This window comes from Mesorhizobium sp. NZP2234, assembly GCF_013170765.1.
Classification (GTDB): domain Bacteria; phylum Pseudomonadota; class Alphaproteobacteria; order Rhizobiales; family Rhizobiaceae; genus Mesorhizobium; species Mesorhizobium loti_D.
Genome location: NZ_CP033364.1, coordinates 2,995,704 through 3,016,994 on the forward strand (window position 1 = coordinate 2,995,704; position 21,291 = coordinate 3,016,994).

The window sequence follows — 21,291 nt, forward strand, 5'->3', positions numbered from 1 at the left end:
CGCCTGGCTTCATCCCGGCCGTCCAGCAATTTCCATCCCGGCCAGCGATCACGCAAAATTTTTGGATCGTTCGCGCAGGCGCGGCGTTCCTCCCGAACACCAAGGGAGAACGACGATGACCGACGACCGCACCGACAAGATCCGAGACCGCGCCTACGCCATCTGGCAACGCGAAGGCGGCGCCCATGGCGACCACGAGCGGCACTGGCACCAGGCCGAAATGGAGATCGACAGGGAAGCCGCCCTGCCGCTGACAGCCGACGACGCGCTGCCGCAAACCCGCGAAATCGCCAGCACCGACGTGCTGGAGGTCGAGCAACTCGCCATGCGCACCGGCCTGTCGGGCGACGAGGCGCAGGACCTGATCGACCGCCTGGGCACCGACCGCGCCGCGATCGAACAGGCCGCGCGCGGCCTGAAGGCGAGACGGAAATCCTGAGCGAGGCCAAATCCTAACCGGGGAGAGCGAGATGATCCGCAAACTCAAGGACGGCAAATACCGGCTTTATTCCCGCAAGAAGGACGAGAAGACCGGGAAACGGCGAAACCTGGGCACGTTCGAGACGCGGGAAGCGGCGGAGAAGCATGAGAAGGAGGTGCAGTATTTCAAGCGGCGGTGAGGGGTGCATTTCTGCCGTTAAGCCATAGATTAGTTTCAGGGCCATGACTGGTTTCTCTGCCGCAACAACGTCACTAGGCGCTGAAAACGAACATCCCACTCAAGTTCCGGATTCGCGGTTCGAATTTCCATGAGGCAGTCCTTAAAATCCTCTGACAGCCATTGAACGTTTGCAGGGGTAATCAGATCAATAAGAGTTAGGGCATCGTTGGGGTGTTGGGTGCACAAACCCTCCTGCCGCAGTAGATGAATAGTATAACTAATATCGTCTATGGGCTGGAGCCAATCTCGAAACTGAATCAAAGCTTCAGGAAAGGCATCACCGGAAACCGAACAGAGTTTGGCAAAATTCGCCGAGACTGCAGGAGTTTTCGCGTGCAATGTGTTTGGCCATATGCGTTTCATATAGGGTTTGACGCGATTCCGGAAGAATTCTATCCGTTTTTCCCCCGCACCTTCCAAAGCTCGAAACAATGTCTCTGCTACTTCGGGCAGCGCCGATAGCGGCAGAGCCTCCGTCGCTCCTTTGAAATCGTGGATTGTGAACGTCCCGCCTGACTCAAGAGCTGCATAAGTTAGAAAGGCTGCATACTGCCGTGCGTATGTTTTCCCCAGATCGTCGTAGTGCTGTGCGGTCAAAAGAAAATCGCTCTTTAGTGTATCTAAAAGTGGCCAATGTAATCGTGGCGAACGTAGAAAATTCTGCCAAATACCTAATGCGTAAGCTTTGGGATCTTGCCATCGGAAATAAGGAGCGAGATGTTCCTTAGTCCAATCAGGATCCACACGGTAAAGAGCTATCGCGCTGCCGGCGAGTATGATCCTGCCATAATGCAAACTTGGAGCATTGGGATCGCAAATCAATTCAAAAAGCGGTATCATTTCGCGCCGCAATCCTTGGCCATCTTCGATATTCTGTCTGAACCACCAGCGCAAGATCGCATTCGTGGCAAGTCCGACCGGGTGATTGAATGCGCGACCAATGGGATCATCTTGTTTTTCAAGTATATCAATTTGATATATGCTTACTATTCTTCCGACCAAATCGAAGAATAACTTCTCATTTTGCGTAAGTGCTTTTGCAGATTCTTCTAGCCACCACGCCACGGGCCGCGCTAGCTTTGTTAATTCGGCCCCTGGCATGGAAGCTATTGTACAGGCGACGTACCTCCATGATCGAGCGATTATGTCCTGATTGGACCATGCCTGTAAGGCTTGACGCCAACGATCAACGGGCCAAATCGATTGCTTGGCAAGGCTTAGCAGGGCGGTTGCTGTACGCGAAAAATCCTTCGCGCAACGCTCTGACCAGTTGTCAGACTCATGAAGATCATCAACTGATGGGTAGTCACGTAGCCAAGTTTCCAAGTCCCTGCGAAGCTTGGGGGTGGGGCGGTATGTCCGCCACTCTTCGCCGCTGCTCATCCAATAGGGAAACTCGTCTCGATCGTCCGAGGCCAATTGCCAGTCCGGGTACGTGCTGCGAAGAACCTGAAGGCGGTTGGTTGCTTCGGCAGTCAGACCGGCGTCGGATGATTGTATTTTCTCTAGAGCTAGCCAAACCTTTCTGTCGATAGCCCGCTGCAGAGTTTCCTCGTCGAGGTCGTCGCGCAACATATTGCGAGGAGGCCCTTGTAGGATGGCTGCTTGCAGTAGTTCGTTCTGCGGTGACGTTAGGCGCGGCGGTAAAGAAATGAGAAGTCGCATCGTTTCGCGCTGTGTCTCAGCCGTCCAAAGCCACCATTGGTTGTCTGCCAGCAGCCACGAAAGTGCTTCATCGGCTGAAACTAGATTGGGTTCATGGGTAGCCGCAAAGAACGCGAGACGGCGAAAGACAGGATATCGAATGGTCAGCCATCTACCTAGCTCGGCCCTAGCTGCTTCTGGGCTTACCTTCGCGGTGGCCAGCCATGCATCGCGCGCAAGTTCGATTAATGCCGTCCAGTCATTGAAATCCGTATTTTGCAGATGATTACTAATTGACGGCTGATGGATGTAGGAACTGTCATAGTGGTCGTCAGCTCCGTCCAACTCGTTCATCAAATCGAAGGCATCTCGGAGCAATGTCGTGGCATCGGACAGTAGTTGCGGTAGTGTAGCCGACCACTCCGATTTCTGACGAAGACTGTTTAGAACAGAATGAACGTGATCGGCCGCGAGGACTATTTCCCAGCGCACCAAGTCTGAGATTGAGCGAGATTCCTCGGGACTCGATCTCTGCTCGTCTTCGTTATCGAATTCAAGAAAAGGCCCACTTAGATTGACGTACGGCGTTAGCGCGGCTCGAAGCTGAACCCCCATGGTGGGTGAGAAGCCATGGCGAATGAAGTTCTGTTGCCACGAGTAGAGATCGTGCGATCGTGCCCCGGATTTCAGACGCCCTGCGAGCACCAAACTCCACAGTTTCCGAACCGCTGCAGTGGGAGGATTCTTCTCAAATTCCCGCGTCAGGTAGAACTCAAAGCTTGGATGCAGTTTGCCGCCCCTTGCTGCGACCCATAACAGTAGTTTTGGATCGTTAGCGTGTCTCGCCAGCCAATGGGCGATTTGCTCCATCACATTATCCCAGTTGCCGAGGCTTCCAAAGGCTCGCTGAACGGGGTTCATCCATGGTGCGTGAGTATAAGAAGTCGGCCTGTCCAAGATGCTGAACGAAAGCTTCTTATCTTCATCTTGGTTGGCCTGAATTCCAAAACGTGGAAGATCTTGATGTCCAAAGCGCCTTTCAGTTAAGGATTCGAGCCAATCCAGAGAGGGGACGGGATCGAAGTCAGCAAAACGTTTTGCTGGAAGCCCGGTGCTATCACTTAATGCCCATAACATCCGGCGAACAAAATCGTCTTGCTTTGTGCTCCCGGTCGGCCTGATGGCCCCATATCGAGCAACGATTGCTTCTTTACCTCTAACACCGTCTCTGTAGGTGTCAGCCCAAACGCGCAGAGTTTCATGAAGATAGAAGTGCCGCCGAAACTCTGGATATAGAATTGGCGTTACCTTCTTAGCTCCCCATTCTTGTGCAGCTACAGTCTCCTTACCCTTTGCATAACTGCCGAATGCAAACGCCTCTGCGGGAGCTTCGCCCATCAATCTGTCAGCGGCTAGCGCATCCATCATGTAGCGCATAACGGGGTCGTTGATACTGTATCCGACAAAGCAGACAGTATAGGTGCGAAACAATTCACTTACGAAACGCGCCCCCCAGCGCTCTGTCAAGTAAGCAAGGCCAAAGTCGCCGCTTGCTACGACCAGTCGGTTTAGATCGTCATCGGTCGGGGATTCGGGTAGCAAGCCATGAAGATAGACAAGGCCGCTCCAGCGATTCTTCGGAACAGGAAGCAAAGGGGCCTGAAATTTTGAGATATCAAGATTTTGTTTGGCCGCCACGGCCTCGAAAATGCGGTCAAAATTGGTTGTCACCAATCGGAGTTGCCCCTTTCGGTTTTGACTCAAAACGATCAGCGCATCATGAGATTGTGTTGCTCGCGGTAAAGCCAAATTTGGTGTTAAGACAGCAACCAGTTCCCTTCTTACCGCCGCCCGGCCTCCGGTAATTCGGCCTTCCAAGAGTCCGATAGTCGCGTCGTGTAATCCTGTTTTTTTGGCGACATTTTCTACAGGAGTCGGGGTTGCACCTAGCCCAGAGTAGAGTTTATCAACTAATCCGCCAAACCCAGGCAGCCCAGCTGGGTACGATATTCCCGCTCCGCAAAAGAATACGACGCGCCCTTCTTCGTGCAGTTGAAGCAATCGTTCTGGGATGTCCGGACCATTCTTGATGAATTGCATAAGATCTGAGTCTCGTTTCAAATACCGTTTCGTCGAAATAAGATCGGTCCGACGACTTGCGCAGTATCTGGGTTAGCGCGATCGGCAGTTCATCGGCTATGCAACCGAGCCGTAACGCACTCAAATTACCCGTATAGCGGTCTACGATTCGAGGGCATTAATCTATGTCCTCGGCGCCCCGCAGCGCCCCTTAAGGATGGCAATCTCGGCCTCGTGATCGCCTCCCGACATCGACGCCACCGGCACACCAATCAGAAACACTCCCAATGCATCTCCGCTCGCAGCCTTGTTCTGCTGGTTGGAAATGACGGCTAGGCGCTCCCTGTCAGCCTGTGTGCAGGGTCCGGAATTTGGAATTCCCGAAATCCTCTCCGGCGGCGTGGCGCAGCCTGCTAGGCCGGCCAACACCGATATTGTCAAAACAGCGCGTTTCACTACTCCCCCACTTTTCAATAAATCCACCCGTCGACACCATTACGTGGTGCATGAATTTGCACAAGTATTGGGCAGCGCGTTACACACGACTATTTTTGACAGCAGGCGCCGGCCATTCGTCGCACTTACGGTTTTTATGGCAGTGGCTTGAGGTTGCCGAATGCGCAACCGGCTCACTCGCTGCAAGGTCGGTGGGCTGTCAGGAACCTTAATTCCGACGGTCCATCACCACCCCCTCGTTAACCATTCGTTAACCATTCTCTCGCTAGCGTTTACCTCTCAGTAAGGATTCGCCAGCCGTGACCTTTGCCGCTCCCCTCGAGGCTAAATCCATTCGCTTTCGTGCCCGTTCCTTCGTCGCTTTCACATTGACCCCGGAAGCGCCCATGGCGGAGTGGCTGCAGGGGCTGGATCACTGGATTGGCAATTCGCCGGGCTATTTTGCCGGGCGGCCGGTGCTGCTGGACCTGAACGTCTTGAAGCCGCAGCCGAGCGAGATCGCGGCTCTGGTGGCGGAGCTTGGGACGCGGGGCATCCGCATCTATGCCATCGAGCTCGAAGGGGCCTCGCTCGGGCCCGACCTGCCGCCTTTGCTGGTCGGCGCCAAGGAGGCGACGACGGATGGGCTGCTGCCTGGCCGCAAGGGTGCCGACAAAGCGAGGGCGGAGGTTTCCGACAAGGCCGAGCCGCCTGAAGGCGGCGCCGGCAAGGGCAGGGCGGAGAACGGCAAGGCCGATAGCGGCAAGAGTGGCGAGGGCAAGGCTGGCGCAAGCAAGGCGGGCGAGAGCGAACCGCAGGTTTCGCACTATGATTCGGGCACGCTGATGATCAAGGCGCCGATCCGGTCCGGCCAGGCGATCATGCATCCGCATGGCGATGTCATCGTGCTGGGCTCGGTCGCGTCCGGTTCGGAGATCGTCGCCGCCGGCTCGATCCATGTCTACGGCACGCTGCGCGGGCGCGCTTCGGCGGGCGCGCTGGGCAACACGAGCGCGCGCATCTTCTGCCGCCGCAACGAGGCCGAGCTTCTGTCCGTCGACGGCTGGTACATCACCGCCGAGGAGATGGAAGGGGTTTCGCGCGGCAAGCCGGTGCAGGCCTTCCTCGACGGCGACAAGCTGCGCGTCGAGACACTGAGCTGACTGGTGCGCAAGGCGGCCGAGATGGCAAGCCGGCGGGCCGACGGAAATAACAGAGAAAAACAACGGAGGCATTTTTCATGGGCAAGGTAGTGGTGGTCACTTCGGGCAAGGGGGGCGTCGGCAAGACCACCTCGACGGCGGCGCTCGGTGCCGCCGTGGCCAAGACCGGCAAGAAGGTGGCGCTCGTCGATTTCGACGTCGGCCTCAGGAATCTCGACCTGATCATGGGCGCCGAACGCCGCGTCGTGTTCGACCTCGTCAACGTCATCCAGGGCACCGCGAAGCTGTCGCAGGCGCTGATCCGCGACAAGCGGGTCGAGACGCTGTTCCTGCTGCCGGCCTCGCAGACGCGCGACAAGGACGCGCTGACGGAAGAGGGCGTCGGCGAAGTCATCGACAAGCTGCGCTCGGTGTTCGACTACGTGTTCTGCGACAGCCCGGCCGGCATCGAGCGCGGCGCGCAGCTCGCCATGCGCTTTGCCGACGAGGCGGTCATCGTCACCAATCCGGAAGTGTCGTCGGTGCGCGATTCCGACCGCATCATCGGCCTGCTCGACGCCCGCACCATGCGCGCCGAACAGGGCGAGCAGATCGCCAAGCACGTGCTGGTCACCCGCTACGACGCGGCGCGCGCCGCGCGCGGCGAAATGCTCAGCATCGACGATGTGCTGGAAATCCTCTCGGTGCCGCTGCTCGGCATCATCCCCGAAAGCCAGGATGTGCTGCGCGCCTCCAACCTCGGCGCGCCGGTGACGCTGTCTGAGCCGCTCAACACCGCGGCCAAGGCATATCTCGACGCCGCAAGGCGGCTGGAAGGCGAGGACCTGCCGGTCGTCGTTCCCTTCGAACGCAAAGGCTTCCTCGACCGGCTGTTGGGAAGGAGGGCGGCATGAACGTGTTCGACCTTTTCCGTCGGCGCTCCAGCGCGCCGGTGGCGCGCGAGCGGCTGCAGGTGCTGCTCGCCTATGAGCGCCGCAACCGCAGCCAGCCCGACCTCGTCTCCATCCTGCGCGAGGAGATCATGGCCGTCATCGCCAAGCACGTGCAGATCGACCAGGACTACCTGCAGGTCTCGATGGACCGCGGCGAGACCATGTCGACGCTGGAGATCGATATCCAGATCCCCAACAAGAGCGCTGTGCCGATGGCGATCGCGGGATGACTTTTCACCCTCCCCCTTGTGGGGAGGGTCGATCCGCAAGCGGATCGGGGTGGGGGCCGCGCCGTACCCCTCACACAGCCTTGAACACCACCGTCTGCGCCAGCCCGCCGCCTTCGCGGTTCTCCAGCGTCACCGTCCCGCCATAGCGCTCGATGATCTCCTTGGCGATGGCCAGGCCCAGCCCGGCGCCCGGAATGAATTGCTGGCGGCCGGGGTCGACCCGGAAGAAGGGCTCGAAGGCCTTGTTGATGAGGTCGGGCGGAATGCCCGGGCCGTTGTCGGAAATGGTCAGCACGGCGCGCCTGTCGGCGAGCGCGAGGTTGATGCCGCAGGCCTTGCCATGGGTGGCGGCGTTGACGATCAGGTTGCGCAGCGCGCGGCGCAGGCCGAGCGCGCCGGCGCGCACCGAAACCTTGTCGAGGTGGCCGATCGAGACGGCATGGCCGAGCGACACCATCTCGGCTTCGATATCCTCCACCATCTTGCGCAGGTCCAACGGCTCGACCGCATCCTGGTTCACCTCCTCGCGCACCAGGCGGATGGCGCTGTCGGCGATGCGGTCCAGCTCGTCGAGGTCGTGAAGCCATTTGTCGCGGTCCTCGTCGAGGAATTCGGCGCGCAGCCGCATGCGCGTCATCGGCGTGCGCAGATCATGGCCGGCGGCGGCGACCAGCCGCATGCGGCTTTCCATGGCGGTCCTGAGCCGCGACGACAGCTGGTTCAGCGCATGCGCGGTCGCCTTGACCTCGGCCGAGCCCACTTCCGGCACCGCCGCCAACACGCCATCGCTGCCGATCTTGGAGACGGCGGCCTCCAGCATTTCCAGCGGCCGGATCAGCACCGAGGTGAAGTACACCGAGACAGCGGTGGCGCCGACCACGATCAGCGAGATCCAGCCGGCCAGAACCAGCCATTCGCGGCCCGGCGGCTTGAGATGCGGCACATCCATGATCGCCCAGCGGCTGTCGGGCAATCGCACCGACGCGACCTGGCCGGGTTCCTCTCCTTTTTCGCTGACGATGGCCTGCAGGTCGAGGCCGCGGCGTTGCAGGATGTGGTTGAGCATCGCCGTTTCCGTGCTGGCGATCTTGCCGCCGGCCGGATGGTCCGTGAATTGCACCCGCAGCACGTCCGGTATCGGGCCCGGCAGCAGCCGGACCACCAGTTCCATCTGCTGGGCGATCCAGGGCACGGTCAGCTCCGGCGGCGGCCCGCCGCCGCGCACGCTGAGGATGGCGGCCGTCGCCAGGCCGACGACGCCGACGATCGAGGCGACCAGCAAGACGATGAGGCGGCGGCGCAGCGAGTTCACGCCGGGACCTCCACCGTCTCGACACGGGCGGTGAGCTGGTAGCCGCCATTGCGCACGGTCTTGAACAGCGGCCCGTCGCCGGTGTCGGCGAATTTGCGGCGCAGCCGGCTCATCAGCACGTCGACCGAGCGTTCGAGCGGGTCGCGCTCGCGGCCCTGCGTGAGATCAAGCAGCTGGTCGCGCGACAGCAGCCGTCCGGGCCGGTCGAGGAACACCTGCAAAAGGTCGAACTCGGCGCCGGTGAGATCGATGCTCGCGCCTTGCATGTCCGTCACCTTGCGGGTGTCGGGCTCCAGCCTGTAGCTGGCGAAGCGGTAGACGCGGGCGCGGGGAGCGGGCGCGTCCTCGGGAACCGCGCGCCGCAGCACGGCGCGGATGCGGGCGGTGAGCTCGCGCGGGTTGAAGGGCTTGCCGAGATAGTCGTCGGCGCCGAGCTCCAGCCCGATGATGCGGTCGACATCCTCCTTCAGCGCCGTCAGCAGGATGACCGGGACGTGCGGCTTGCGGTCCCGCAAGCTCCGGCAGACGTCGAGGCCCGACCCGTCCGGCAGCATGACGTCGAGCACGACGAGGTCGAACTGGCCGGAGGCCAGCTTCTGCTCGCATTCGCGCCGGTCGGCCGCCACCGAGACGCGAAAGCCCTGGCCGTCGAGGTAGCGGCCGAGAAGCGTCCTGATCTCGCGGTCGTCGTCCACGACGAGGATATGGGGTTGTGACTGCATGAGGCGTGCCCTTGCCCGTGATTGTAGGGGGCTTGAAGCTGATTATAGGGAGAGCGCGCGCCGGCGGCATGGAAAATTGCAACGCAATGTTTCTGGCCGGGGTCGGGAAACATTCGGAAACAAATTGCCCCTTTGCGGAAACCTTCGGCAACATGCCGACGCGAAGCGGACAAACAGGCTTCCTATCCTCATGGCCGTCCGATGCATGAGAGAAAGGAACACCAATCATGCGAAGCAGACTTCTTGCGCTCGGCCTGTTTTCCGTCGCCGCGATTCATCCCGCGCTGGCGGCGCAGCCCGATGCCGGCCCCGCTCCGGGCGAGCCGCCGCCCGCCATGGCCATGCAGGACGGCCGGATGCCCGGACCGCAGGGTTTTGGCCCGCATGGCCCGATGCGGCATGGTCCGCCAGGCTGGGGTCCGCCAGGCTGGGGCCCGCAAGGCGTTGGCCCGGAAGGCTTTGGTCCCCGCCGCATGGGACCGCCGCCGGAATTCATGCTGGCCGCCAGGCTGGCGGCGCTCGAGACGCGCGTCGGCATCCGCAGCGAGCAGCTCGACGCCTGGCGCGACTACACCAGCGCGCTGCAGGCGGTGCTTTCGCCGCCCCGGCCTGATCGCGGTCCCGGCGGCACTGGCGGTCCCGAGGCAAAGGGGCCTGATGCGGCTCCGGGCGGCAAGCCCGATGCCTTCGCCTTCCAGGAAAGGCTGGCCGACGACATCACGGCGCGCGCGGCTTCGGCCGCCAAGCTCAAGGATGCGATCGCCGTGCTGCGCGCCAAGCTTACTCCCGAACAGCTCGAAATCCTCGCTTCGGCGGAACGCCCTCACGGACCACCCCCCGGCCCCTGGGGCGGCCCGCCGAATGATGCAGCCGCGCCTGGAGGTCCGCCCGACCAGGGCGGGCAGCTTCCGCCACCCCAGCCCGGGAACGGCTGATCACTCCAGCCGGCTGCGCCGGCCGGCCCGGCGCCCAACCCGTTCTCGGGCCGGCCGGTCCCGTGGGATGGCTGACATATCCAGCCATCCCACCCTTCAAATCACGCACAATGGAAGCTCGGCAATGTGGGAAGCCCTGATGATGCTGCGGCTGATCGCGTCGGTCAGGCCGATCGGCTCGCCCGGCCAGCGCGCCGGCCATGCCGCCAAGCCGACGGTGCCGCCGGTCGACGCGCCGCAGGGTGCGATCCGCTTGCATTTTGCCGCCTGGCGCCTGTCGCTGCCGGTTTCGCGGCAGCTCCACGATCATCATGACCGCAAGACCGCATAGGATGCAGGCAAGGCTTGGCATGCAACCGCCAATCGGCATAAATGAGCGCGATGGGCATCGCGGCCCGGAACTCGATCGTCGGGTTCGATCTGGCCGCGGAGAAGGAGCGCGACATGAGCCGCTTCGAGGCACTGCTCGACGCCGCCCTCGCATGGGCGCGGCCCGTTTTCACGATACCGATCGCCGTCGAGCGTATTTCATCGATCCTGCCTGGCCTCGCTTCCGGTGCCAGGCCGCCGCAACTCCAGGGAAAGATCCAGGCCATGCCTTTCACGCCTAGCCAATCCGTCGTGTCGGTCCATCCACGCCGGCTCGCGCCCTGGGCGGCAGCGCTCGCCGCCACGGTTCTTCTGGCGGCCTGTTCGCAGGAGCAGAGCAAGACTCCCGCCGGCATGGGCGGGGTCGCCAAGCCGGAAGTCGGGGTCGTCACGCTGCATCCGCAGTCGGTGGCGATAACAGCCGAACTGCCGGGACGCACTTCAGCCTCGCTCACCGCCGATGTGCGCCCGCAGGTCAACGGCATCATCCAGGCGCGCCTGTTCAAGGAGGGCAGCGAGGTGGTGGTCGGGCAACCGCTCTACCTCATCGATCCGGCGAGCTACCAGGCCGCCTATGACAGCGCGCAGGCGGCCCAGCAGAAGGCCGAAGCGGCGGTGCCGACGGCGCAGGCCAAGTTCGACCGCTATGCCGGCTTGCTGAAGCAGAACGTTGTTTCCAAACAGGATTATGACGATGCCGCCGCAACGCTGGCCCAGGCCAATGCGGATGTGGCGTCCGCCAAGGCCAGCGTCGAAACCGCGCGCATCAATCTCGACTACACCAAGATCACCGCGCCGATCGCCGGCCGCATCGACAAGTCGTCGCTGACGCCGGGCGCCCTGGTCACCGCCAATCAGGACACCTTGCTCACCACCATCCGTTCGCTCGATCCGATCAATGTCGACGTCACGCAGTCGAGCACCAATCTGCTCAACCTGCGCCAGGCCATCAATGAGGGCCGGCTGAAGTTCAGCGGCCCCAATGTCAGCGTCAAGCTGAAGCTCGAGAACGGAACCATCTACAACCAGACCGGCAAGCTGGAATTCGCCGGCGCCAATGTCGACCAGACCACCGGGACCTTTGCGCTGCGGGCCGAGTTCCCCAATCCCGACCGCCTGCTTCTGCCGGGCATGTATGTGCGCGCGCTGGTCGAAGAGGGCGTCGCCCAGAACAGTTTCCTGGTGCCGCAGCGGGGCGTCACCCGCAACACCAAGGGCGAGGCGACCGCCTTGGTCATCAACGCGCAGGGCAAGGTCGAGACGCGTGTGCTCGCCGTGCGCAACAGCGTCGGCAACAACTGGCTGGTGGATTCGGGCGTCGGCGACGGCGACCGTGTCATCGTCGAGGGCCTGCAACTGGTGCGGCCCGGCGGCGACGCGACGGGCGTCGAGGTGACGATCGACGAGATGACCGGCGAGGTCAAGGACCGGGCGCAGACCTCTTCGGCCACATCCTCCACGTCCAAGATGGCCGATAGCAGCCAGTCGACCGGGAACTGAGGCGATGTCAGCATTCTTCATCAACCGGCCGATCTTCGCCTGGGTGATCGCCATCGTGATCATGCTGGGCGGCCTGCTCGCGCTCACCACGCTGCCGATCTCGCAATATCCGCAGATCGCGCCGACCACGGTCAACATCAGCGCCACCTATCCGGGCGCCGACGCGCAAACGGTCGAGAACTCGGTGACCAAGGTCATCGAGCAAGGCATGACCGGCATCGACAATCTCGACTACATGACGGCGACCTCGACCTCGACCGGCCAGGCCACGATCACGCTGACCTTCACCAGCGCGGCCGATCCCGACACCGCCCAGGTGCAGACGCAGAACAAGCTGCAGCTGGTGCAGTCGCAGCTGCCGCAGGTGGTGCAGAGCAACGGCATCACCGTGTCCAAATCCTCGACCGGCTTCCTGATGGTCATCGGCTTCGTCTCCAGCGACGGCAAGATGAACTCGACCGATCTTGCCGACTATGTCGACTCGACCATCAACGACACGCTGAAGCGCGTCGAAGGCGTCGGCTCGACGCAGCTGTTCGGCTCCAGCTATGCCATGCGCATCTGGCTCGATCCCGACAAGCTCGCCAAATATACGCTGATGCCGAGCGACGTGGCTGCGGCGATCCAGGCGCAGAACACGCAGGTCTCGGCCGGCCAGCTCGGCGGCATGCCGCAACGCAAGGGCCAGCAGCTCAACGCCACGGTGACGGCCAAGAGCCGGCTGCAGACCGCCGAACAGTTCCGCAACATCATCCTGAAGAGCCAGACCGACGGTTCGCTGGTTCGCCTCAACGACGTCGCCACGGTGGAGCTCGGCGCCGAGAGCTATACGACGCAAGCCAGATACAATGGCCAGCCGGCGGCCGGCGTCGCCGTCAACCTCGCAACCGGCGCCAACGCCATCAGCACGGCGGAAGCGGTGCGCGCGACGATCAACCGGCTGAGCTCGACTTTCCCGCAAGGCGTCGAGGTCGTCTACCCCTACGACACCTCGCCCTTCGTGCGGCTGTCGATCGAGGAGGTGGTCAAGACGCTGGCCGAGGCGATCGTACTGGTGTTCCTGGTGATGTTCATCTTCCTGCAGAATCTGCGGGCCACCATCATCCCGACCATCGCCGTGCCGGTGGTGCTGCTCGGCACGTTCGGCGTGCTGTCGCTGTTCGGCTATTCGGTCAACACGCTGACCATGTTCGCCATGGTGCTGGCCATCGGCCTGCTGGTCGACGACGCCATCGTCGTGGTCGAGAATGTCGAGCGCGTGATGGCGGAGGAAGATCTGTCGCCGAAAGAGGCGACGCGAAAATCGATGAACGAGATCACCGGCGCGCTGGTCGGCATTGCCACCGTGCTGTCGGCGGTGTTCGTGCCGATGGCCTTCTTCGGCGGCTCGACCGGCATCATCTACCGGCAGTTCTCGGTCACCATCGTCTCGGCCATGGTGCTGTCGGTGCTGGTCGCGCTGGTGCTGACGCCGGCGCTCTGCGCCACGATCCTGAAGCGGCCCAAGGACCATGCAACGCAGACCGGCCCGTTCGGCTGGTTCAACCGTGTCTTCGATCGCGGCACCACAGCCTATCGCGACGGTTCGCATGGAATCATCAACCGGTCCTGGCGCTTTCTCGCCGTGTTCCTTGCCATCGTCGTCGCCATGGGCTGGATGTTTGCCCGGCTGCCGAGCTCGTTCCTGCCGGAAGAGGACCAGGGCATCCTGATCACCAGCGTGTCGCTGCCGGTCGGCGCGACGCAGGACCGGACCGAGCGTGTCCTGGCCGAGGTGACCGACCACTATCTCAAGCAGGAAAAGGACGCTGTCCAGGGCGTCTTTACGGCCTCCGGCTTCGGGTTCGGCGGCGCCGGGCAGAATGTCGGCATCGCTTTCGTGCCGATGAAGGATTTCAGCCTGCGCAAATCGCCGGCCTTGTCGGCGCAAGCGGTTGCCGGGCGCGCCATGGGCGCCTTCCGAGGGATCAGGGACGCGCAGGTCTTCGCGCTTGCCCCGCCTGCCATCCAGGGCTTCGGCAACACCAACGGCTTCGACTTCTACCTGCAGGACGTCAACGGCGCCGGCCATGACGCGCTGATCCAGACGCGCAACCAGCTGCTGGGTCTTGCCGCGCAGAGCAAGCTGCTCGCCAACACCAGGCCCAACGGCCAGGAGGACCAGCCGCAATTCTCGATCGATATCGACCAGGAGAAGGCCAGCGCGCTCGGCGTCAGCCTCGCCGACATCAACAACACGCTGTCGAGCGCCTGGGGCAGCGATTACGTCAACGACTTCATCGACCGCGGGCGGGTGAAGCCGGTCTATATGCAGTCGGACGCGAACTTCCGCATGCAGCCGGAAGACCTGGACAAATGGCAGGTGCGCAATGCCAGCGGCGCCATGGTGCCGTTCTCGGCCTTCGCCTCCAGCCACTGGACGTTCGGTTCGCCGCGGCTGGAACGCTACAATGGCTCGGCGGCGGTCGAGATCCAGGGCGCGGCGGCGGCCGGCGTGAGCTCCGGTGCGGCGATGGACGAGATCGACCGGCTGGTGGCGCAACTGCCGCCCGGATATTCCCACGAATGGACCGGTCTGTCGCATCAGGAACGGCTTTCAGGCAACCAGGCGCTGTCGCTCTATGCGATTTCGGCGCTGGTCGTGTTCCTGTGCCTGGCGGCACTTTATGAGAGCTGGTCGATCCCGTTCGCGGTCATGCTGTCGGTGCCGATCGGCATTTTCGGCGCGCTCGCGGCGGCAACGCTTTTCGGCCAGACCAACGACGTCTATTTCAAGGTCGGCCTGCTGACCACGATCGGCCTGGCCGCCAAGAACGCCATCCTGATCGTCGAGTTCGCCATCGAGCGGCAGGCGGCCGGCATGGGGTTGGTCGAGGCGACGCTGGAAGCGGCGCGACAACGATTGCGGCCGATCCTGATGACGTCGCTGGCCTTCATCCTCGGCGTCACGCCGCTCGCGATCGCCAGCGGTGCCGGCTCTGGCGCGCAGAACTCGGTCGGCATCGGCGTGATGGGCGGCATGATCGCGGCGACGGTGATCGGCGTGTTCCTGGTGCCGCTGCTGTTCGTCACGGTGCGGCGCATCTTCAAGGGCAAGGTGGCCAAACAGGATACCGGCCCGGATCTCGGGCAAGGCACGGACGAGAAGCCGGCGACGGCCAACCAGCAGTAAGGAACTTCCCATGACAGGTTTGGAACGTGGCCCGGTGGCCGCAGGGCGGCTCATTGCGCCCATGATCACGGCTGTTTTGCTTGCCGGATGCGTCGTCGGGCCGGATTACCGGACGCCGATCCTGCCGATGCCGGCGAACTGGAGCGGTGAGAAGCCGACGAAATCCGCCCAGCCGGCGCAGCTGTCGCAATGGTGGCAGCGCTTGCACGATCCGCAGCTCAACACGCTGGTCGCGGAAGCCGTCGCTGGCAACCTCGACGTCGCCACCGCCAAGGCCAAGATCCGCGAGGCGCGTGCCAGCTATCGCCAGAGCGCCGGCACGCTGCTGCCGTCCGTGGATGGCTCCGGCTCGGTGACGCGCGACAAGTCGTCAGAGACCACGGCGGGGACCAATTCGATCTACAGCGAATACCAGGCCGGTTTCGACGCCAGCTGGGAGCTCGACCTGTTCGGCGCCAACCGCAGGGGCGTCGATGCCGCGCGCTACGGCGTGGACGCGGCGCAAGAGGAATTGCGCGCGACATTGCTGACGCTGGTCGGCGATGTCGCGTCCTATTACACCCAGGCGCGCGGCTACCAGGCCCGCATCGCGCTCGCCCGGCGTTCGGCCACCTCGCAGCGGCAGACCGCCGAACTCACCCGCACCATGGCGCTGGCAGGGTCGGCGACAGCGGCAGACGTCGCCAAGGCGATGGGGCAGGCGGCGAGCACCGAGGCCGCGGTGCCGACGCTGGAAGCAAGCTATGCCGAGGCGGTGCATCGCCTGTCGGTGCTCACCGGCCGGCCGCCGGCCGCGCTCAGCGAGCGACTGAAGCGCGGCAAGCCGATCCCGTCGCCGCGCCTGCCGATGCCGACCGGCATTCCCGCCGACATCCTTTTGTCGCGGCCGGACGTGCGCATGGCCGAGCGGCAATACGCGCAATACACCGCCAAGGTCGGCCAGGCCGAGGCGGCGCGCTACCCTTCGGTCAGCCTGACGGGGAACATCAGCACGGCGGCCCTCAATCTCGGCGATCTCGGCAAGAATTCGTCGATCGGCTGGTCGTTCGGGCCTTCGCTCAGCGTGCCGCTGTTCAATGCCGGCCAGCTGCAGGCCGCCGCCGATGTCGCCCGCGCGCAGCGCGACCAGTATTTCATCGCCTATCGCGCCTCGGTGCTGACCGCGCTCGAGGATGTCGAGAATGCGCTGGTGCTGATGGCGCAGGAGCGCATCCGGATCGGCAAGCTTGCCTCGTCGGCGAAATCCTATGGCGAGGCGGCGAGCCTCGAAGGCATGCTCTACAAGGCCGGCGAGACCAGCCTGCTCGATGTGCTCGACGCCCAGCGCTCGCTTTACACGGCCGAGGATTCCCTGCTGCAGAGCCGCGTCCTTCTGGCGACCAACTACATCGCCCTCAACAAGGCGCTCGGCGGCGGCTGGGACGGCGCGGTCGACAGCGCGAAGCCCGAGATCGTCGACGTCAGGACCGGGCCAAGACTGGCGTCGACGATGACGGCACCGTGACCAGTTGCGCCTGTCCTGGAGGCGAGGGCGGCCTATACGCTGGCGGCCTCATTCGCGCCCGATGCCGGCATCCAGTCCGACCTGGCCGGCGGCGAGCTGCACAAGCTGGCCTCGCGAGGCAACTTCCAATTTGCGATATATGTTGTTCATATGGATCTTCAGCGTGCCTTTCGAGATGCCGATGTCGAGCGCGATCCGCTCGTAAGGCTTGTCCCCGGCAACGAGCCGGGCGATCTCCATCTCCCGCCTGGTCAGGCGTGACGACAGGCTCCGCCATCTGATCCGGCGGGACGCCTCGATTTCAAGGGCTTCGCCGACAATTTCGGCAGGCAGCCAGTGGCCGCCGGCGGCGACCTGCCGAATGCATCTCAGCAGCGTCCCGATGGCGGACTCCTTCAGCACGATCCCGGCGACGCCGGCCATGACGATGTCGTAGAGCTGGCCTTGTGACGCGCCGGCCGTCAGCATCACACATCGCGTGCCCGGCGTTTCCTTGCCGAGTTCAACGGCAACGTCGAGTCCGCTGAAGCCCGGCATGTTCAGGTCGATCACCGCGACGTCGGGCAGGTCTTGCCTGATCCTGGTCAGTGCGCTCCTGCCATCCAGCGCGGATCCGACGACCGTATAGCCGGGGTCTCGGGCAATCAGGTCTTCCAGGCCGTGCAGGAGCAGCGGATGGTCGTCGACAATGAACACAGAAGTGACCATCTTTCAGCCGCGCTCCAACCCGGTCAGGCTCGCACACCCTATGCGATGACCCATCCCGACAGCATCGTGTTTTCGGAAAGAATTAGCAATTACTAAATCAATGTCGATACGCTGTCGGCACCAAGGCGCCCGGTGCCGAAATGAAAACAGGTCGGTTCCGGGGCGCCATTGCCCGTCCGTGACTTGATGAGATCACGGGCCTGACTCCAGCGGCCTCGTCGGTGAGAGTGAAAGCCGACAAATTTTCATACAAATCGGCTAATGTTGCAGGTCTTTACTCCAACGTTCGTGGTATTTAACGATATTGAATTTTCGTTCGCGCCTATAACCTCGGTTATATAGACGCATCCATTGCAACCTGCGCAATATGGTTAGGGGAATATTAAGGCTCTGCCGGTCGACATCGACCGCGTGAGTTTGGGCGTGGGGCGTGGGCGTGGCAGGCGGTTCGAAGGCACTTGTGTTCCGTCATGTCGCAGAAACAGCTGGCGAAGCGAGTTCAGACTTCGCCGTCGCCTCGGTACTTTTGTCCAAATTCACCCACCTTCTTTTCGCGAAACGGTCGCTCACCGATACGCCGCGTTCCGCGGGAGCCGGGCGTCCGGAGCTCGCAAACTGGATAGACGGAAGCGGCCTGGCCGCTGACCGGACGACAATGTGGAGGAAACGATAATGGCAACAGATCTGGGCTCCGGTGTCCTTCTCGAGGCAACGACCGAGGGGTCGGGAACCGGCAACTACGATTCCTTCCTGCGGCTGCAGGCGACAGGTATCGAGGAGGGCTTTAACACCGACCAGAACGGCAACGTCCTCGATAACAAGGCGTCCTTCACCCACGACCTGCAATACGGCAACATCCAATCGATCAATGTCGGCGGCGTCGACTATCTCGAGTTCCGGCTCGACCTCAACGAAAGCAACAACGCCGTAAACGCCGACATCACGATGACCGGCCTGGATATCTACATCTCCAACGCCGGAGCGACCCTCACCGACTACAATGCAGGCTTCGCCGGATTCACCTCCGTCTTCCACCTGAGCGCCGACCAGTTGCTGATCGATTCCAACCATGGCTCGGGAACGGACGACTACCGTGTGCTCGTCCCGGTCAGCGACTTTACGGCGGCCGGCGTCTCTCCCGGATCCTATGTGACGCTGTTTTCAAGCTTCTCCGGAGCCAATGGCGGCTTCGAGGAGTGGCGCACCCTTACGACCCCCGGCACCGGCACGGATACGCCTGGAATCGGCATCGACAAGGTGACGGTCGACGGCGCGGCAACGGGCGATGGCTTGAACGTGCTCGCCGGTGATACGATCAGCTGGCAATATACGGTGAGCAACACCGGCAACGTCGCATTGTCGGACGTCACGGTCACCGACAACCAGGGTGTTGTCGTGACGGCGGTTCTCAGTGGCGGCTTCAACGTCGGCGACATCAATCACAACAACCTGCTCGACACCACCGAGACCTGGAGCTTCACCGGCAGCGGCACGGCCGTCAAAGGCGACTATGCCAATGTCGGCCACGTTTCCGCTTCAGCCGGTGCGGCTACCGTTACCAGCGACGACGGTTCCAGCTATTTCGGCGCTGATCCCGAGATCGCCATCGACAAGGTGACGGTCGACGGTACGACATCGGGCGACGGCCTCAACATCCTGGCCGGCGAGGCGATCTCCTGGAAATACACGGTCACCAATGTGGGCAACGTCGCGCTTTCGGGCGTCAACGTGACCGACAATCAGGGCGTCACCGTCACGCCGGATCTCAGTGGCGGCTTTAATGTCGGCGACACCAACCATGACGGTAAGCTCGACCTCACCGAGACCTGGACCTTCACCGGCACCGGCGTTGCCGAAAAAGGCAACTACAGCAATGTCGGCACGGCCACGGGCTCCTTTACTGACGATGCCAGTCACGTCGCCACTCCTAGCGCCACCGACGGCTCCAGCTATTTCGGCGCTGATCCCGAGATCGCCATCGACAAGGTGACGGTTGACGGTACGACATCCGGTGACGGCCTCAACATCCTGGCCGGCGAGGCGATCTCCTGGAAATACACGGTCACCAATGTGGGCAACGTCGCGCTTTCGGACGTCAACGTGACCGACAATCAGGGCGTCACCGTCACGCCGGATCTCAGTGGCGGCTTTAATGTCGGCGACACCAACCATGACGGCAAGCTCGACCTCACCGAGACCTGGACCTTCACCGGCACCGGCGTTGCCGAAAAAGGCAACTACAGCAATGTCGGCACGGCCACGGGCTCCTTTACTGACGATGCCAGTCATGTCGCCACACCTAGCGCCACCGACGGCTCCAGCTATTTCGGCGCTGATCCCGAGATCGCCATCGACAAGGTGACGGTTGACGGTACGACATCGGGCGACGGCCTCAACATCCTGGCCGGCGAGGCGATCTCCTGGAAATACACGGTCACCAATGTGGGCAACGTCGCGCTTTCGGGCGTCAACGTGACCGACAATCAAGGCGTCACCGTCACGCCGGATCTCAGCGGCGGCTTTAATGTCGGCGACACCAACCATGACGGCAAGCTCGACCTCACCGAGACCTGGACCTTCACCGGCACCGGCGTTGCCGAAAAAGGCAACTACAGCAATGTCGGCACGGCCACGGGCTCCTTTACTGACGATGCCAGTCATGTCGCCACACCTAGCGCCACCGACGGCTCCAGCTATTTCGGCGCTGATCCGCATATCACGCTGGACAAGAAGACCAACGGCGTCGACCACGGCCTTAACATCTTCCAAGGCCAGGCTGTGACCTGGACCTACGATGTCAAGAACGACGGCAACGTCGCGCTCGCCAACGTCGTCGTCAAGGACGACAATGGCACGGTCGGCACTGGTGATGATTTCAATGCCACGGCGATAACCAGCGGCGGCTTCAACACCGGCGACATCAACCACAACGGCCTGCTCGACACCAACGAAACCTGGCATTTCAAGGCGACCGGCACAGCGCAACTCGGCAGCTACGTCAACAATGCAACGGCCACCACCAATGCCTATGTCGACACGGCCGGACATTCGCTGACGCCGCTCGCCACCGACAGCAGCGACTATGAGGGCTTCTCGAACAAGGCGCTGACCCAAGGGTTCTGGGGAAGCCATTCCGATGCGTGGGATGGTGTCACCGGCCACGAAAGCAATCCCACCAAGAGCGCTTTCAACAGTGGCGTCATCTGGGGGCTGGACATCAACCCGCGCCACGACGGCAACCTGCTGCTCGGCGACAGCAATGGCAACGGCGTTGCCGACGCCGGCGAACACACCCTGCTGATTTCGAATTCCCTGGCCAAGGCCATAGAATCGAGTTCGACCGGCGGTGACGCGCGCGTCATCATGCTGCAGCAGGTGATCGCCGCTCAGCTCAACATAGACAACCACGTTGCCCAGCCCAACGACTTGATCACCGAGGCGATGATGTGGCTGAAGGGCGAGGGGGTATGGGCCGGACTCAACGTCAATGTCGACGGAGGTGACGGGATTATTGATGGAAACGCCGCTGGCACGGGGTTGGCAGGGTCCGCGCTGAAGACAAGCTCGACGGCCTGGACCAAGTATGTCGACGTCACCGATCCGAGCTCCGGCATCACCGACTGGAACGGCGGCAAGGAGGCCGATGGCGAGGGCCTGAAGAACGCGCTGATGTGGTTCAACCAGGGGCAATTGGTGACATCCGGGGCAGGCGGCCATGTAGCCTGGTTCGATGGGGCCAACATCATCGACGAGCATCCCAACACGCTCGATCAATTCTGGCTCACCTTGCACGAAGTGGGGGGCCTCACGGGCATCGCCTGAGGCCGGCGTCCGGCCTTTCGGCCGGGTGTTTGCCGTAGCTTCGCCCGCGTGAAATGGCATGGAAAGGGGCTTCACCATCTTCACTTCGGCGCAGGCCAGGATC

15 protein-coding genes are annotated in these 21,291 nt (G+C 62.5%); 11 read left to right on the plus strand and 4 right to left on the minus strand.

The features are described 5' to 3' along the window. Positions 1-115: 115 nt before the first annotated feature. Together EB230_RS14765 and EB230_RS14770 are read left to right on the plus strand one after the other, a co-directional pair. Entirely contained in the window at positions 116-439 is a 324-nt protein-coding gene (locus EB230_RS14765) for a DUF2934 domain-containing protein (protein ID WP_172372930.1), read from the plus strand. Between the two features lie 31 nt (positions 440-470). After that, positions 471-620 (plus strand): hypothetical protein, encoded by a 150-nt coding sequence (locus EB230_RS14770; RefSeq protein WP_172372932.1) that lies wholly within the window; start codon positions 471-473, stop codon positions 618-620. A gap of 35 nt (positions 621-655) precedes the next feature. On the opposite strand, the gene dsr1 is transcribed toward EB230_RS14770, so the two are convergent. Continuing rightward, entirely contained in the window at positions 656-4,405 is a 3,750-nt protein-coding gene (gene dsr1, locus EB230_RS14775; protein WP_172372934.1) for an anti-phage defense-associated sirtuin Dsr1, read from the minus strand. Positions 4,406-5,139: 734 nt separating this feature from the next. On the opposite strand from dsr1, the gene minC reads away from it, so the two are divergent. The 3 genes from minC (at position 5,140) to minE (ending at position 7,144) form a co-directional block, all read left to right on the plus strand. Beyond that, positions 5,140-5,982, plus strand: a complete 843-nt coding sequence (gene minC, locus EB230_RS14780) for a septum site-determining protein MinC (protein WP_172372936.1) — start codon at positions 5,140-5,142, stop codon at positions 5,980-5,982. Positions 5,983-6,059: 77 nt separating this feature from the next. Next, positions 6,060-6,875 carry a septum site-determining protein MinD gene (gene minD, locus EB230_RS14785; RefSeq protein WP_056571258.1) on the plus strand — a complete coding sequence of 272 codons (816 nt, stop codon included), beginning with the start codon at positions 6,060-6,062 and terminating at the stop codon, positions 6,873-6,875. After that, on the plus strand, positions 6,872-7,144 hold the full coding sequence (minE, locus tag EB230_RS14790) for a cell division topological specificity factor MinE (protein ID WP_056571260.1): 273 nt from the start codon (positions 6,872-6,874) through the stop codon (positions 7,142-7,144). Before minD ends, minE begins: the two co-directional genes overlap by 4 nt. 70 nt (positions 7,145-7,214) lie before the next feature. Here minE and EB230_RS14795 read toward each other — a convergent pair whose 3' ends face one another. After that, the gene (locus EB230_RS14795; protein ID WP_172372938.1) at positions 7,215-8,456 is read right to left on the minus strand and encodes an ATP-binding protein; all 1,242 of its coding nucleotides are present in this window, start codon (positions 8,454-8,456) and stop codon (positions 7,215-7,217) included. Continuing rightward, entirely contained in the window at positions 8,453-9,178 is a 726-nt protein-coding gene (locus tag EB230_RS14800; RefSeq protein ID WP_056571264.1) for a response regulator transcription factor, read from the minus strand. The genes EB230_RS14795 and EB230_RS14800 overlap by 4 nt, the downstream gene beginning before the upstream one ends. A 227-nt stretch (positions 9,179-9,405) precedes the next feature. Here EB230_RS14800 and EB230_RS14805 point away from each other — a divergent pair, with 227 nt between their 5' ends. From EB230_RS14805 to EB230_RS14825, 5 genes are all read left to right on the plus strand, one after another. After that, positions 9,406-10,113 carry a hypothetical protein gene (locus EB230_RS14805; protein WP_172372940.1) on the plus strand — a complete coding sequence of 236 codons (708 nt, stop codon included), beginning with the start codon at positions 9,406-9,408 and terminating at the stop codon, positions 10,111-10,113. 124 nt (positions 10,114-10,237) lie between these two features. Then, positions 10,238-10,444 carry a hypothetical protein gene (locus EB230_RS14810; RefSeq protein ID WP_172372942.1) on the plus strand — a complete coding sequence of 69 codons (207 nt, stop codon included), beginning with the start codon at positions 10,238-10,240 and terminating at the stop codon, positions 10,442-10,444. Positions 10,445-10,707: 263 nt separating this feature from the next. Then, positions 10,708-11,982, plus strand: a complete 1,275-nt coding sequence (locus EB230_RS14815; protein ID WP_172375086.1) for an efflux RND transporter periplasmic adaptor subunit — start codon at positions 10,708-10,710, stop codon at positions 11,980-11,982. 4 nt (positions 11,983-11,986) lie between these two features. Beyond that, positions 11,987-15,154, plus strand: coding sequence for an efflux RND transporter permease subunit (locus EB230_RS14820; protein WP_172372944.1), 3,168 nt, complete (start codon positions 11,987-11,989; stop codon positions 15,152-15,154). Between the two features lie 10 nt (positions 15,155-15,164). Continuing rightward, a complete protein-coding gene (locus EB230_RS14825) occupies positions 15,165-16,658 on the plus strand; it encodes an efflux transporter outer membrane subunit (protein ID WP_172372946.1) in 1,494 nt (497 codons plus the stop codon). 48 nt (positions 16,659-16,706) lie between these two features. Here the strand turns inward: EB230_RS14825 and EB230_RS14830 are convergent, their stop codons facing one another. After that, the gene (locus EB230_RS14830; protein ID WP_056571274.1) at positions 16,707-17,366 is read right to left on the minus strand and encodes a response regulator transcription factor; all 660 of its coding nucleotides are present in this window, start codon (positions 17,364-17,366) and stop codon (positions 16,707-16,709) included. A 672-nt stretch (positions 17,367-18,038) separates the two neighbouring features. Here EB230_RS14830 and EB230_RS14835 point away from each other — a divergent pair. Next, on the plus strand, positions 18,039-21,188 hold the full coding sequence (locus tag EB230_RS14835) for a hypothetical protein (RefSeq protein WP_172372948.1): 3,150 nt from the start codon (positions 18,039-18,041) through the stop codon (positions 21,186-21,188). Positions 21,189-21,291 lie beyond the last annotated feature (103 nt).